Annotated in this window: 14 protein-coding genes; 13 read left to right on the top strand and 1 reads right to left on the bottom strand. The window is 61.3% G+C overall.

The annotated features are described in order from the left end of the window. The first annotated feature begins 47 nt into the window (after positions 1–47). The 13 genes from NMG80_RS22575 to glpK all read left to right on the top strand — a co-directional run bounded on the left by NMG80_RS22575 (position 48) and on the right by glpK (position 14,341). Positions 48–989: an alpha-E domain-containing protein gene (locus tag NMG80_RS22575; RefSeq protein ID WP_254020156.1), complete on the top strand. Its 942-nt coding sequence runs from the start codon at positions 48–50 to the stop codon at positions 987–989. A gap of 117 nt (positions 990–1,106) precedes the next feature. Then, the gene (locus NMG80_RS22570; protein WP_254020155.1) at positions 1,107–1,901 is read left to right on the top strand and encodes a transglutaminase family protein; all 795 of its coding nucleotides are present in this window, start codon (positions 1,107–1,109) and stop codon (positions 1,899–1,901) included. Between the two features lie 31 nt (positions 1,902–1,932). Beyond that, positions 1,933–2,664 carry a proteasome-type protease gene (locus NMG80_RS22565; protein ID WP_077384039.1) on the top strand — a complete coding sequence of 244 codons (732 nt, stop codon included), beginning with the start codon at positions 1,933–1,935 and terminating at the stop codon, positions 2,662–2,664. A 55-nt stretch (positions 2,665–2,719) separates the two neighbouring features. After that, on the top strand, positions 2,720–4,129 hold the full coding sequence (locus tag NMG80_RS22560; RefSeq protein WP_254020154.1) for a pyridoxal phosphate-dependent decarboxylase family protein: 1,410 nt from the start codon (positions 2,720–2,722) through the stop codon (positions 4,127–4,129). Positions 4,130–4,255: 126 nt separating this feature from the next. After that, positions 4,256–5,023, top strand: coding sequence for a DeoR/GlpR family DNA-binding transcription regulator (locus tag NMG80_RS22555; RefSeq protein ID WP_254020153.1), 768 nt, complete (start codon positions 4,256–4,258; stop codon positions 5,021–5,023). Between the two features lie 127 nt (positions 5,024–5,150). Beyond that, a complete protein-coding gene (gene glpD / locus NMG80_RS22550) occupies positions 5,151–6,677 on the top strand; it encodes a glycerol-3-phosphate dehydrogenase (RefSeq protein ID WP_254020152.1) in 1,527 nt (508 codons plus the stop codon). A gap of 28 nt (positions 6,678–6,705) precedes the next feature. Next, entirely contained in the window at positions 6,706–7,788 is a 1,083-nt protein-coding gene (locus tag NMG80_RS22545) for an ABC transporter ATP-binding protein (protein ID WP_254020151.1), read from the top strand. Between the two features lie 13 nt (positions 7,789–7,801). Further along, positions 7,802–8,872: an ABC transporter ATP-binding protein gene (locus tag NMG80_RS22540; RefSeq protein ID WP_254020150.1), complete on the top strand. Its 1,071-nt coding sequence runs from the start codon at positions 7,802–7,804 to the stop codon at positions 8,870–8,872. A 2-nt stretch (positions 8,873–8,874) separates the two neighbouring features. Next, positions 8,875–9,741 carry a carbohydrate ABC transporter permease gene (locus NMG80_RS22535; protein WP_254020149.1) on the top strand — a complete coding sequence of 289 codons (867 nt, stop codon included), beginning with the start codon at positions 8,875–8,877 and terminating at the stop codon, positions 9,739–9,741. A gap of 43 nt (positions 9,742–9,784) precedes the next feature. Further along, positions 9,785–10,663 (top strand): carbohydrate ABC transporter permease, encoded by an 879-nt coding sequence (locus NMG80_RS22530; RefSeq protein WP_254020245.1) that lies wholly within the window; start codon positions 9,785–9,787, stop codon positions 10,661–10,663. 1 nt (position 10,664) lies between these two features. Next, complete coding sequence (locus NMG80_RS22525) at positions 10,665–10,946, top strand: DUF2160 domain-containing protein (protein WP_254020148.1); 282 nt, start codon at positions 10,665–10,667, stop codon at positions 10,944–10,946. A gap of 77 nt (positions 10,947–11,023) precedes the next feature. Further along, positions 11,024–12,748, top strand: coding sequence for an ABC transporter substrate-binding protein (locus NMG80_RS22520; RefSeq protein ID WP_254020147.1), 1,725 nt, complete (start codon positions 11,024–11,026; stop codon positions 12,746–12,748). Positions 12,749–12,847: 99 nt separating this feature from the next. Continuing rightward, complete coding sequence (glpK, locus tag NMG80_RS22515) at positions 12,848–14,341, top strand: glycerol kinase GlpK (RefSeq protein ID WP_254020146.1); 1,494 nt, start codon at positions 12,848–12,850, stop codon at positions 14,339–14,341. A gap of 87 nt (positions 14,342–14,428) precedes the next feature. Here glpK and NMG80_RS37920 read toward each other — a convergent pair. Beyond that, positions 14,429–14,800: BA14K family protein (locus tag NMG80_RS37920; RefSeq protein WP_436798653.1), on the bottom strand; the 372-nt coding region annotated here is incomplete at its 5' end.

The following is a 14,800-nucleotide window of genomic DNA, read 5'->3' as shown; positions in this document are numbered from 1 at the left end:
TCACTATTCAATATTCACTATTCACTAGCCCGAAGGGCACATTTTTCATGCTTCTCGGCCGCACCGCCAACGGGCTCTACTGGATGAACCGCTACATCGAGCGGGCGGAAAACATGGCGCGGCTGGTCGATGCCGGGCTGCGCATGGCGCTGACCCGAACCCAGAACGCCTCCGAAGAGTGGAATTCGGTGCTGCTCAGCGCTGGTTCGGATGCTGCCTTCACGCAGAAATATTCCGACTATACCGCCGCCAACGTTGCCGATTTCCTGCTGCGCGACACAGCGAACCCGTCGAGCACGATGACGTCGATCGAAACCGCCCGCAACAATGCCCGCATGGTGCGCACTGCGCTGACGCGCGAAACCTGGGAAAGCATCAACGAAGCCTGGATGTCGCTGAAGCGCATGCTGGCCAAGCCGATCGACGAACGTGATTTGCCCAGCGTGCTCGACGCGATCAAGCGCGAAACGGCGCTGATCCGCGGCGCGTTCTACGGCACCATGCTGCGCAACGAGATTTTCGATTTCTCGCAGCTCGGCACCTATGTCGAACGCGCCGACAATACGGCACGTATTCTGGACGTGAAATACTACGTGCTGTTGCCGTCGATTTCGTGGGTCGGCTCCACGCTCGACAACTACCAGTGGGAATCCATCCTGCGTTCGGTGTCGGCGCACCGCTCCTATCGCTGGGTCTACGAAGCCGACTACAAGCCGAGCAACATCGCCGACTATCTGATCCTCAACGTTCGCATGCCGCGCTCACTGACCTTCTGCTACCGTTTCCTGACGGAGCACCTGAAATTCCTGGGCGATGATTATGGCGAGCGCCATGCCTGTCATGTGACAGCCGGCAAGACCCAGGCCATGCTGTCCGCCGGCTCGATCAAGGACATATTCGACGCCGGCCTGCATGAATTCCTGGCCAATTTCATCCGCGACAACATCAGGCTCGGCGACGAGATCGCGCAGGACTACAGGTTTTATTGAGCATGATCCCGGAAAGTGGAAGCCGGTTTCCGGAAAAGATCATGCTCAGGGGACGAGCATGATCCCGGAAAGTGGAAGCCGGTTTCCGGAAAAGATCATGCTCAGGGGACGAGAGCAATGCGGCTGAAGATCACCCACCGGACCGAGTACCGCTACGACGCGCCGGTGCACTATCTGTTGCAGCGGCTGCGTCTGCTTCCGGTCAGCGGACCGACGCAGACTGTCTTGTCGTGGGCGCTGAAGATCGAAGGGGCGCGCGAAGAGGTGCGCTTCACCGACCATTTCGGAAACGACACGCGGCTTTTGAGCGTCGAAGGCGACCGCGATTTCATTACCGTCGAGGCATCGGGCGAGGTGGTGACACGCGACACATCAGGCGTCTGCGGGCCACATCAGGGGTTCGCGCCGCTGTGGCTGTTTGGCCAGGAAACGCCGTTGACCACGATCGGCAGCGGCATTCGCGAACTCGCGGCCTCGGTCGGCGACGGGGCCGATATCGAAAGGTTGCACCGGCTGATGGCGGTGATCGGCGAACGCGTCGCCTATACGCCGGGCACAACCAACGCGGCGACCCCGGCCGAGGACGCGCTGGCGCTCAAGACCGGCGTCTGCCAGGACCACAGCCACATCTTTGCCGCCGCCGCGCGCGCCATGGGGTTTCCGGCCCGCTACGTCAGCGGCTATTTGATGATGGATGCGGCGGTCGAGCAGGCGGCGAGCCATGCCTGGGCCGAAGCGCATGTTGCGGGCCTTGGCTGGGTCGCGTTCGACGTCGCCAACGGCATTTCGCCCGACGAACGCTATGTGAAGGTGGCAACCGGCCGCGATTACCGCGACGCCACGCCCGTATCGGGAATTCGACTGGGACAAGCGGAAGAACAGCTTGCGGTGACCGTCACCGTGGAGCAGTAATCCAGGGCAAGATTGCTGCCAAAGAGATTCGATGACCTATTGCGTCGGCCTGAAGATCGATCGTGGGCTCGTGTTCATGTCGGACACACGCACCAATGCCGGCATGGATTCGATCTCGACCTTCAAGAAGATGCACGTCTGGGAGGAGCCGGGCGAGCGCGTCATCGTGCTGATGTCGGCCGGCAATCTGGCGACGACGCAAGCTGTCGTCAGTTTGCTCGACGAACGCACCAAGGCGGTGGCCGATCGTCACGCCACGCTGCTTGAAACGCCGTCCATGTACCAGACGGTACGGCTGGTCGGCGACACCGTCAAGGAAGTCATCGCCAGTTCGTCGCCGGCGGGCGAAAAGGCAGATTCCTATTTCAATGCCTCCTTTATTCTCGGCGGCCAGATCAAGGGCAGCGCGCCGCGGCTGTTCATGATCTATCCGGAAGGCAATTTCATCGAATCGACCGAAGACACGCCGTTTTTCCAGATCGGCGAGACCAAATATGGCAAGCCGATCATCATCCGCGCCTATGAAAAGGCGATGAGTTTCGCCGAGACGGTGAAACTGCTGCTGGTGTCGTTCGACTCGACGCTGAAATCAAACCTGTCGGTCGGTCTGCCGCTCGACCTGCTGTTCTACGAAAAGGACGCCTTCAAGGTCAGCCTGAAGAAGCGGATAGCCCAGGACGACCAATATTATCGGACGATTTCTGACGGCTGGTCGAATGCACTGAAGGCTGCTTTTGCGAGCTTGCCTGACTTTCCCGAGTGAAAGCCTTCGTTTTTCGTGCTCTTTGACCGCTGGGCTCGATGCGACGGAGAGCAAGATGAATAGCAACGAATTTCGGGAATGGTCGCTGCACGCGGCCGAATGGGGTGCCGACTACAGGAGCACACTTCGCGAAAGACCGGTGCGGCCGCTCGTCGAGCCGGGCGAAATCGTTAGAAGCATCGACGTCTCGCCGCCGGAACATGGCGAAACGATGCAGGCAATCTTCGCCGACTTCGAGCGAAAAATCCTGCCGGGCATGACTCATTGGCAGCATCCGCGCTTCTTCGCCTATTTCCCGGCCAATGCCGCACCGGTTTCGGTGGTGGCGGAGTATCTGGTTTCGGTGATGGCGGCGCAATGCATGCTCTGGCAAACTTCGCCGGCAGCGACCGAACTCGAGACGCGCGTCGTCGACTGGATGCGTCAGGCGCTTGGCCTGCCGGAAGGGTTTTCCGGCGTCATGCAGGATTCGGCGTCGTCGGCGACGCTCGCCGCCGTGCTGACCATGCGCGAGCGCGCCCTCGACTGGCAGGGCAACAAGAAGGGCCTGCAAGGCCAGCCGATATTGCGCGTCTATTCTTCCGATCAGGTCCACACCTCCATCGACCGGGCGATCTGGGTGTCGGGCGTCGGCGAGGACAATCTCGTGCGCATTCCGGTTGCCGGCCGCTTCCGCGCTATGGATGTCGCAGCTCTCGAAGCGGCTATCGTCGCCGACCGGCAAGCGGGCATGCTGCCGGCCGGCATCATCGCGTGCGTCGGCGGCACCAGCACCGGCGGAACCGATGATATCGCCGGCGTTGCCGCGGTGGCGAAACGGCACGGGCTCTATCTGCATGTCGACGCCGCCTGGGCCGGATCGGCGATGATATGTCCGGAATACCGGCATTTCTGGGCGGGCGTGGAGCAGGCGGATTCCATCGTCTTCAACCCGCACAAATGGCTGGGCGCGCAGTTCGACTGCTCGATGCAGTTCATCCGCCGGCCGGAAGACCTGGTGCGGACGCTGGCCATCAAACCGGATTACCTGAAGACGCATGGGCGCGACGGCATCATCAACTATTCCGAATGGTCGGTGCCGCTCGGGCGGCGCTTTCGCGCACTGAAACTGTGGTTCCTGCTGCGCGCCCACGGGCTGGAAAATCTGCGGACAATGATCCGCAACCATGTCGCCTGGAGCGAAGGGCTGGCCGAGCGGCTGGCCAGGGAAGCGGATTTCGAGATCGTCTCGGAGCCGATGCTGTCGCTGTTCTCGTTCCGGCATTTGGTGGCCGGCACCGATTCGGGCCAACACAACCTACGGTTGGTCAACGCGATCAACGATGATGGCCGCATCTACCTGACGCAGACACGGGTGGACGGGCAGGTCGCGATCCGCTTTCAGGTCGGTCAGTTCGAGACGACGGCGGCGGATGTCGACACGGCTTTCGAGGTCATCACCGAAATCGCCCGCAGGCTGGCCTAAAATTGGCCGGCAAAGTTGCGTTGAGGTTTTTCTTTGGCCGCATGTAATTTCATTAGCCGGCTTACGCCTTTTCATAACTTTCGTTTTCCGCTATAGACAAGAAAAACGAAAACGGGAGGTCCTCCAATGTATCTGTCGCCGCGTCATTCCGAAATCATTCAGATGGCCAAGGACAATGGCCGCGTGCTGGTCGACGATCTGGCAACGCATTTCAACGTGACGCCGCAGACCATCCGCAAGGACCTTAACGATCTGTGCGACCAGCGACTGCTTTCCCGTATCCATGGCGGGGCGCTGTTCCCGTCCGGCATCGAGAACATGGAATATGAGGCGAGGCGCAAGATCGCCGCCGACGAGAAGGAGGCGATCGGCCGCGCCGCAGCCAGGCTGATCCCGGACAACGCCTCGCTGTTCATCAATATCGGCACCACGACGGAGTCGGTCAGCAAGGCGCTTCTCGATCATGCCGGCCTGATGGTCATCACCAATAACATCAATGTTGCCAACAGGATGCGCATATATCCTTCCATCGAAGTTGTTATTGCCGGCGGCGTCGTGCGCGGCTCCGACGGCGGCGTTGTCGGCGAGGCGGCGGTCGATTTCATCAGGCAGTTCAAGGTCGACTACGCGGTGATCGGCGCCTCGGCGATCGACCATGACGGTGCGTTGCTCGATTTCGATTTTCGCGAAGTGAAGGTGGCGCAGGCGATCATCGCCAATGCCCGGCATGTCATCCTCGTTTCCGACCAGACCAAGTTCGAGCGGACGGCGCCGGTTCGCATCGGCCACCTGTCGCAGGTCAACACTTTCATCACCGACCGCTGCGACATCCCGTCGGTGCGCAAGATCTGCCAGGAAGCAGAGGTTCAACTGATCGAAACCTCGCTCTTCTAGATGGTGCCGTAGCGGCAACTCCTGCTGTTTATATTTCTTTTGACATTCGTTCCCATTTCGAAATAATCCCGACACGGTTTCGTAAAAACCTAAAAATGCTGCAATGCGAAATCCGGGAGGACTTTTTGTGAGCGCACCCCCGATCCATGACATCTTCGTCATCGGTGGCGGTATCAACGGCTGCGGCATTGCGCGCGATGCGGTTGGGCGCGGCTTCTCGGTCTTCCTTGCCGAGATGAACGATCTGGCCAGCGGCACGTCCTCGGGCTCGACCAAACTGATCCATGGCGGCTTGCGCTATCTGGAGTTCTATGAGTTCCGCCTGGTGCGCGAGGCGCTGATGGAGCGCGAGATCCTCTGGAAGAACGCGCCGCACATCATCTGGCCGATGCGCTTCGTGCTGCCCTATGCCAAGGGCCTGCGCCCGGCCTGGCTGATCAGGCTCGGCCTTTTCCTTTACGACCACATTGGCGGGCGCAAATTGCTGCCGGCGACCAAGACGCTGGATATGGTAAACGACCCAGCCGGCAAGCCGCTGAAGCCCTTGTTTCGCAAGGCGTTCGAATATTCCGACGGCTGGGTCAACGATGCGCGGCTGGTGGCGTTGAACGCCCGCGACGCCGCCGATCGCGGCGCAACGATACGAACCCGGACGAAAGTCATCAGCGCACGCCGTGAAGGCGAGCTTTGGACGGTCAGGCTGGAAAACACGCAGACCGGGGACACCGAGGAGGTCAAGGCGCGGCTTTTGGTCAATGCGGCCGGTCCATGGGTCGACCATGTGCTGTCGGCTACTGTCGGCTTGAACGACGTGCACAATGTCCGGCTGGTCCAGGGCAGCCATATCGTCATCAGCAAGAAATTCGACGATCCGCGCGCCTATTTCTTTCAGAACAAGGATGGCCGCATCATCTTTGCCATCCCCTACGAGGAAGAGTTCACGCTGATCGGCACCACCGACCAGGACTTTTCCGGCGACCCGAACGACGTGAAGATCAGCGACGCCGAGATCGATTACCTCTGTGCTGCGGCGAGCGAATATTTCGCGCAACCGGTCAAGCGTTCGGACATCGTCTGGACCTATTCCGCCGTGCGCCCGCTTTATGACGACGGCGCCTCGAAGGCGCAGGAAGCGACCCGCGACTATGTGCTGAAGACCGACGGCGGCGAAGGCACGGCGCCGATCGTCAACACCTTCGGCGGCAAGATCACCACCTATCGCCGGCTGTCGGAATCGATGCTCGAGAAAATCGAGGGTTTTCTCGGCAAGCGCGGCAAGCCCTGGACGGCAAACGCGCCGCTGCCGGGCGGCGACTTCCCGGCGAGCGGCTTCGACGCCGAAGTGGCGAAACTGAAGACGGCCTATCCGTTCCTCGATGCGCGTCTGGCGCGCCGCCTGACCCGGCTTTACGGGACTCGCGCAAGGATGCTGCTGGGCCTCGCCAGATCGAATGCCGACCTTGGCTGCAACTTTGGCGCCGATCTCTACGAGGCCGAGGTGCGCTACCTCGTTCAAAATGAATGGGCGATGACGGCCGAAGATGTATTGTGGCGCAGAACCAAGCGCGGCCTGCATCTGAGCCGCGAGCAGGCGGCAGCGCTCGACGAATTCATGCGCGGGATAAGCCGGCGCCATGTCGCGGCTGCCGAATAGTCATGCAGAAAGCCTGGGAGGAGGCATCATGCTGGAACTGAGAAACGTGACGAAGACGATCGGCGCGACGGAGCATATACGCGACGTGTCGCTGACGCTCCAGCACGGCTCGCTCAACGTCCTTCTGGGACCGACGCTTTCCGGCAAGACCAGCCTGATGCGACTGATGGCCGGCCTTGATGTGCCGACGTCCGGTTCGGTCTGGTTCGATGGCAAGGATGTCACCGGCATCCCGGTGCAGAAGCGCAACGTCGCCATGGTCTACCAGCAGTTCATCAACTATCCGGCGATGACCGTTTACGAGAACATCGCTTCGCCGCTGCGGGTGGCCGGGACCGAGCGGGCAAAGATCGACAAGGAGGTGCGCAATGCCGCCGCCCTTCTCAAGCTGACGCCCTTTCTCGACCGCACGCCGCTCAGCCTCTCCGGCGGCCAGCAGCAGCGCACGGCGCTGGCGCGCGCCATCGTCAAGAACGCCAGCCTCGTGCTGCTCGACGAGCCGCTCGCCAACCTCGACTACAAGCTGCGCGAGGAGTTGCGCGCGGAATTGCCGAAGATCTTCGCGGCGACCGGCACCATTTTCGTCTACGCCACGACCGAGCCGCACGAAGCCCTGCTGCTCGGCGGCAACACGGCGACGCTTTCCGAAGGCCGCACCACTCAGTTCGGCCCGACGATCGACGTCTTCCGCAGGCCGAATGACCTCGTCACCGCCAAGACGTTCGCCGATCCGCCGCTCAACACGATCGTGCTGAAGAAGAGCGGTTCGAGCTTCCTTCTTGATGGTGGGGTGAGCCTCCCGGTGCCGGCTGAGCTCGCCGGTATTGCCGATACGAGTTACACGATCGGCTTCCAGCCCCACCATCTCTCTCTTGCCCGGTCGAGCCCGTCGGCGGTTGCGGTGAGAGCCAAGGTGTCGGTCACCGAGATCACCGGTTCTGAAAGTTTTGTGCATCTCGATTTCGCCGATGTCCGCTGGGTGATGCTGGAGCACGGCATCCTGGTGTTCGAGCCGGACCAGACCATCGAAGTGTTCATCGATCCGCGGCACATCATGGTTTTCGACGCGAACGGCCGTTCGGCCGCGCCGCCACAGATGCTGGCGGCTTGAGGGAGGAGGGCACATGGCGCGCATCGACTGCAATCACATCCGCCACGCCTACGGGCCGCATCCGAAGTCGGACAAGGATTATGCGCTGAAGGAGGTGCATCACGCCTTCGAGGATGGCGGCGCCTATGCGCTGCTCGGGCCGTCGGGCTGCGGCAAGACCACGCTGCTCAACATCATTTCCGGCCTGTTGTATCCCTCGCACGGCGAGCTTCTGTTCGACGGCAAGGAAGTGACCAATCTGTCGACGCAGGAGCGCAACATAGCTCAGGTGTTCCAGTTCCCGGTCATCTACGACACCATGACCGTCTACGACAATCTGGCCTTCCCGCTGCGCAACCGCGGCGTTCCGGAACCCGACGTCGACCGCAAGGTGCGCGAAACGCTGGAAATGACGGGGTTGGCCGATATGGCCAAGAGAAAGGCGAGGGGGCTGACCGCCGACCAGAAGCAGAAGATCTCGCTCGGGCGCGGGCTGGTGCGCTCCGATGTCAACGCGATCCTGTTCGACGAGCCGCTGACCGTCATCGATCCGCATATGAAGTGGGTGCTGCGCTCGCAACTGAAACAGCTGCACAGGCGCTTCGGTTTCACCATGGTCTATGTCACGCACGACCAGACCGAGGCGCTCACCTTCGCCGAAAACGTCGTCGTCATGTATGAGGGCGAGATCGTACAGATCGGCTCTCCAGCCGAGCTGTTCGAGCGTCCCAAGCACACATTCGTCGGCTATTTCATCGGCTCGCCGGGCATGAACGTCATGCCGGTCGCGGTCGAAGGCAGGAGTGCGCGGCTCGGCAGCCAGACGATCGAATTGCCTGGCGCGCCCAAGGCTGGAATCACAGGCGCGATCGAACTCGGCATCCGCCCCGAATATGTCAGGCTTGGCGCCAGCGGCATGCCGGTTTCAATCCGGAAGGTCGAGGATATCGGCCGCCACAAGGTGGTGCGCGCCAGTTTCGAAGGCCGCGACATCGCGGCGATCGTCGGCGAGGACGAGGACATTCCCGCCGATCCGAAGATCGCTTTCGACCCGGCGGGAATCAACCTTTACTCCGATTCCTGGCGCGTCGAGATGGGGGGCTGAGCATGGAAAGGACCTGGAACAACAAAGCCTGGTTCATGGTGCTGCCAGTGCTGTTGCTGGTGGCTTTCTCGGCGATCATCCCGCTGATGACGGTCGTGAATTATTCGGTGCAGGACACTTTCGGCAACAACGTCTTCTTCTGGGCGGGCGCGGAATGGTTCGAGGAAATCCTGCATTCCGACCGGTTTTGGGAAGCGATGGGCCGCAACCTGGTCTTCTCGGCCATCATTCTCACCATCGAGATTCCGCTCGGCATCTTCATTGCGCTCAACATGCCGAAGAAGGGCTGGGGCGTTCCGGTCTGCCTGGTGCTGATGGCGCTGCCGCTGCTCATCCCGTGGAACGTCGTCGGCACGATCTGGCAGGTGTTCGGCCGCGTCGACATCGGCCTGCTCGGATATACGCTGCGCGCGCTCGGCTTTAACTACAACTATGTCAACGACCCGTTCGACGCCTGGATCACAGTCATCGTCATGGATGTCTGGCACTGGACGAGCCTCGTCGTCTTGCTCTGCTACGCAGGATTGGTCTCGATTCCCGACGCCTATTACCAGGCGGCCAAGATCGACGGGGCGTCGCGCTGGGCGATCTTCCGCTATATCCAGTTGCCGAAGATGAACCGCGTGCTGCTGATCGCGGTTCTGCTGCGCTTCATGGACAGTTTCATGATCTACACCGAGCCGTTCGTCGTCACCGGCGGCGGGCCTGGCAACACCACCACTTTCCTGTCGATCGATCTGGTGAAGCTGGCCATCGGGGAGTTCAACCTCGGTGAGGCGGCGGCCATGTCGATCGTCTATTTCTTGATCATCATGCTCCTGTCCTGGGTGTTCTATACCGTTATGACAGCCTATGACGCGGAGCGGTGAGATGGCGCGCCTCGAGGAAACCACGGCCGACGGACGAACGCTGATGCGGCAAAGCCCCGCTACCACAGAAGCGCAGGCGGCGAACGTCGCGCTGGCCCGAAAAATGCGGCGGCGGGGCGAGGAGTCGCGGTTCTGGTGGCTGGTGCCGACGATCTACATCATCTTCCTGATGTTGCCGATCTACTGGCTGGTCAACATGAGCTTCAAGACCAACCAGGAGATCCTCGGCGCCTTCTCGCTGTGGCCGAGAAACCCGACGATCGCCAACTATATGGTGATCTTCACCGACCCGTCCTGGTACAAGGGTTACATCAACTCGATCATCTATGTGGTTATGAACACGGTGATTTCCGTCGCCGTCGCGCTTCCGGCAGCATATGCCTTCTCGCGCTACCGCTTCCTCGGCGACAAGCACCTGTTTTTCTGGCTCTTGACCAATCGCATGGCGCCGCCGGCGGTGTTCGCGCTGCCGTTCTTCCAGCTCTATTCGGCTTTCGGCCTGATCGACACCCACATCGCGGTGGCGCTCGCGCACTGCCTGTTCAACGTGCCGCTGGCGGTCTGGATCCTCGAAGGCTTCATGTCGGGCGTGCCGAAGGAAATCGACGAGACCGCATATATCGACGGTTATTCCTTCCCGCGCTTCTTCCTGAAGATATTCATGCCGCTGATCGCGAGCGGCGTTGGTGTCGCGGCCTTCTTCTGCTTCATGTTCTCGTGGGTGGAGCTGCTGATCGCGCGGACGTTGACCACGACCGCCGCCAAGCCGATCGCCGCGATCATGACGCGCACGGTCTCGGCCTCGGGCCTCGACTGGGGCGTGCTGGCCGCAGCTGGCGTGCTCACCATTCTTCCGGGCGCGCTCGTGATCTGGTTCGTACGCAACTACATCGCGAAGGGCTTTGCCCTGGGGAGGGTGTGACATGAATCTTACCTGGATGGCATGGACGCTGCCGACGGCGGTCTTTTTCATCACGATCCTGATGCTGCTCTGCGGCATGGCGATCTGGGAGTACGTCTCGCCAGGCGGCAATCCGCGGGTTGGCGTTCTGCAGTTCGAGACGACGCGCGGCGACCGTCTCTTCCTTTCGCTGCTTGGCAGCGCCTTTATCCATCTCGCTTGGTTGGGTCTTGTCGGACCCAACCTGTGGTGGGCTCTCGCTCTCTCCGTGGTCTACGCCATCGGCGTGTTCCGCTACGTATAGAGGGGGAAACTGTTGGAGCGGCCGCGTGCCGGCGGCTGCTCCGATCGCACTTGAAACTGAAACAGTGGAGGAAACACATGAGACGGCAATTTTTTACATCAACGACTGCGCTCGTCCTGTTGCTCGGGGCAGGCAACGCCTATGCCGGAATGGACGAAGCCAAGGCGTTTCTCGACGCCGAGATCAAGGACATGTCGACGCTCGATCGCGCTGCCCAGGAAGCCGAGATGCAGTGGTTCATCGATGCTGCAAAACCCTTTGCGGGCATGGACATCAAGGTCGTCTCGGAAACCATCACGACGCACGAATATGAATCGAAGACTCTGGCCAAGGCGTTCGCCGACATAACCGGCATCAAGATCACCCATGATCTGATCGGCGAAGGCGACGTCGTCGAAAAGCTGCAGACGCAGATGCAGTCGGGCGAAAATGTCTACGACGCCTATGTCAATGACTCCGATCTGATCGGCACCCATTGGCGCTACCAGCAGGCGCGCAGCCTGACCGACTGGATGGCGAACGAGGGCAAGGACGTCACCAACCCGAATCTCGACCTCGCCGACTTCATCGGCACCAAGTTCACGACGGCTCCGGACGGCGATCTTTACCAGCTGCCCGACCAGCAGTTCGCGAACCTCTACTGGTTCCGCTACGACTGGTTCAACGACGAGAAGAACAAGGCGGACTTCAAGGCGAAGTACGGCTACGACCTCGGCGTGCCGGTCAACTGGTCGGCTTACGAGGACATCGCCGAGTTCTTCACCGGCCGCGAGATCGACGGCAAGAAGGTCTACGGCCATATGGACTACGGCAAGAAGGACCCGTCGCTCGGCTGGCGCTTCACCGATGCCTGGCTTTCGATGGCCGGCAATGGCGACAAGGGGCTGCCGAACGGTCTTCCGGTCGACGAATGGGGCATCAAGGTCGACGAGAAGTCGCGGCCCGTCGGCTCGTGCGTGGCTCGAGGCGGCGACACCAACGGTCCGGCGGCGGTTTACTCCATCCAGAAATACCTCGACTGGATGAAGGCTTACGCTCCGGCCGCGGCCCAGGGCATGACCTTCTCCGAATCCGGACCGGTTCCGGCGCAGGGCGAAATTGCCCAGCAGATGTTCATGTACACGGCCTTCACCGCCGACATGGTGAAAGACGGCCTTCCCGTCGTGAACGAGGACGGTACGCCGAAATGGCGCTTCGCTCCGTCGCCGCATGGCGTCTACTGGAAGGACGGCATGAAGCTCGGCTATCAGGACGTGGGTTCGTGGACGCTCCTCAAGTCGACGCCTGACGACCGCGCCAAGGCAGCCTGGCTCTACGCGCAGTTCGTCACCTCGAAGACAGTCGACGTGAAGAAAAGCCACGTCGGCCTGACGCTGATCCGCGAGAGCACCATCCAGCACAAGAGCTTCACGGACCGCGCCCCGAAGCTCGGCGGCCTGATCGAGTTCTACCGCTCGCCGGCCCGAGTCCAGTGGTCGCCGACGGGTACGAACGTTCCTGACTATCCGAAGCTGGCACAGCTTTGGTGGCAGGCGATCGGCGATGCCTCGTCGGGTGCCAAAACCCCGCAGGAGGCGATGGACTCGCTCTGCGCCGAGCAGGAAAAGGTGCTTGAGCGTCTTGAGCGCGCCGGCGTGCAGGGCGACATCGGACCGAAACTCGCCGAGGAAAAGACCTTGGAAGAGTGGAACGCCGATGCCGTCGCCAAGGGCAATCTCGCGCCGCAGCTGAAGATCGAGCCGGAGAAGGACAAGCCGCAGACCATCAACTACGACGAGTTGGTCAAGAGCTGGAACAATTAAGCATCGGTCCGGGCGTCCGCGCCCGCACCGCATCGATCGGGGGAGGCGGCATCTTGCCGTCTCCCCTGTTTGCGCGAGGAGTGGCCCAAGGGAATGGAAATGAGCAGCTTTATCCTTGCGATCGACCAGGGAACGACGTCGAGCCGGGCGATCCTGTTCGACCGTGAAATGAAGGTCGTGGGCAGCGGACAGAAGGAGTTTATCCAGCATTATCCAGCCTCCGGCTGGGTCGAGCACGATCCGGAGGAAATCTGGGCGAGTGTCGTGGCGACGGCGAAGGCTGCGCTGAAGAGCGCCGGCCGCGATGCGTCGGAAGTCGCGGCAATCGGCATCACCAACCAGCGCGAGACCGTTATCATCTGGGACAGGACGACCGGCAGGCCGATCCACAACGCCATTGTCTGGCAGGATCGCCGCACCGCGCCGCAGTGCCAGAAATTGAAGAAGCAGGGACTGGAGAAGAAGTTCACCAGAAAGACCGGCCTGCTGCTCGATCCGTATTTCTCCGGCACCAAGATCGCCTGGATGCTGGACAAGGTGAAGGGCGCCAGAAAACGCGCCGAGAAGGGCGAATTGCTGGCCGGCACCATCGACAGCTTTCTGATCTGGCGGCTGACCGGCGGCAAGGTTCACGCTACCGATGCCACCAACGCCTCGCGAACTCTGGTCTACAACATCGAAAAGAATGCCTGGGACGACGAGCTTCTGGGCATTCTCGGCATACCGGGAAGAATGCTGCCGCAGGTGAAGGATTGCGCCGACGATTATGGAATCACAGAGAAAAGCCTGTTCGGCGCAGAGATAAAAATCCTCGGTGTGGCCGGCGACCAGCACGCGGCGACCATTGGTCAGGCGTGTTTTGAGCCGGGCATGATGAAATCGACCTATGGCACCGGCTGCTTCGCGCTGCTCAACACCGGCAGCGATCTGGTGCGCTCGAAGAACCGTCTGTTGACGACCATTGCCTACAGGCTGAACGGCAAGACCACCTATGCGCTGGAAGGGTCGATCTTCATCGCGGGTGCTGCCGTGCAATGGCTGCGCGACGGCATCAAGGTGATCGGCAAGGCCGAGCAGAGCGGCGAGCTGGCGGCGAGCGCCGACCCGTCCCAAGAAGTCTACCTGGTGCCGGCTTTCGTCGGGCTTGGCGCGCCGCATTGGGACGCTGAGGCGCGCGGCGCCATCTTCGGGCTGACCCGCAATTCGGGCCCGGCGGAATTTGCCCGTGCCGCGCTCGAGTCCGTTGCGTTCCAGACGCGCGACCTGCTCGACGCGATGCGCAAGGACTGGAAGGGCGCGTCAGCGAAGACCGTTCTCAGGGTCGATGGCGGCATGGTGGCGTCGGACTGGACGATGCAGCGACTTGCGGACATCCTCGATGCGCCGGTCGACCGTCCGACCATCCTGGAGACGACGGCGCTCGGCGCGGCTTGGCTGGCCGGCTCGAAGGCGGGCGTCTGGCCGAAGACAAGGGAATTCTCCAAGAGTTGGGCGCTCGAGCGGAGGTTTCGACCGGACATGGATGCATCGGTCCGTTCCGCAAAGCTGTCGGGTTGGCGCCATGCTGTGCGCCGGACACTGAGCACGCTGTAGATTCGCGCACCGAAAAGAAAAAGCCTGCGCCGTTGCCGGCGCAGGCCCTTCTCTTCAACGACTCTTGTTCAACTCTGCCCTGGGTTATCAATAGGGCGAGATGCACGGCCGGCGGGGACCGTAGTAAGGCTGATACGTGTTGTCCCATGCCCGGTAAGATCTGTAGCGGCTGTAGCACCACTCCACGTGCGCATCGCCGCGATAGATGCGGCGCGGCTGGCTGTTGATGATTGCGCCGGTGATCAGCGCGCCAGTGGCGAAGGCCGCCAGCGGGAACCAGTAGTCGTTGTAGCGACGATAGCCAGGACGATAGTAGCGATAGCCGCGATAGCCGCGCCAATACCTGAAATCGTCGTTACGGGCGAAACGACGAAAATCGCGGCGGGAAAAATCGCGGCGAGAAAAATCGCGACGGAAATCACGGCGAGAAAAATCGCGACGGAAATCACGGCGAGAAAA

Source organism: Mesorhizobium escarrei, from assembly GCF_935825525.1.
GTDB classification, from domain to species: domain Bacteria; phylum Pseudomonadota; class Alphaproteobacteria; order Rhizobiales; family Rhizobiaceae; genus Mesorhizobium; species Mesorhizobium escarrei.
This window is presented reverse-complemented; position numbering and strand designations above follow the sequence as displayed.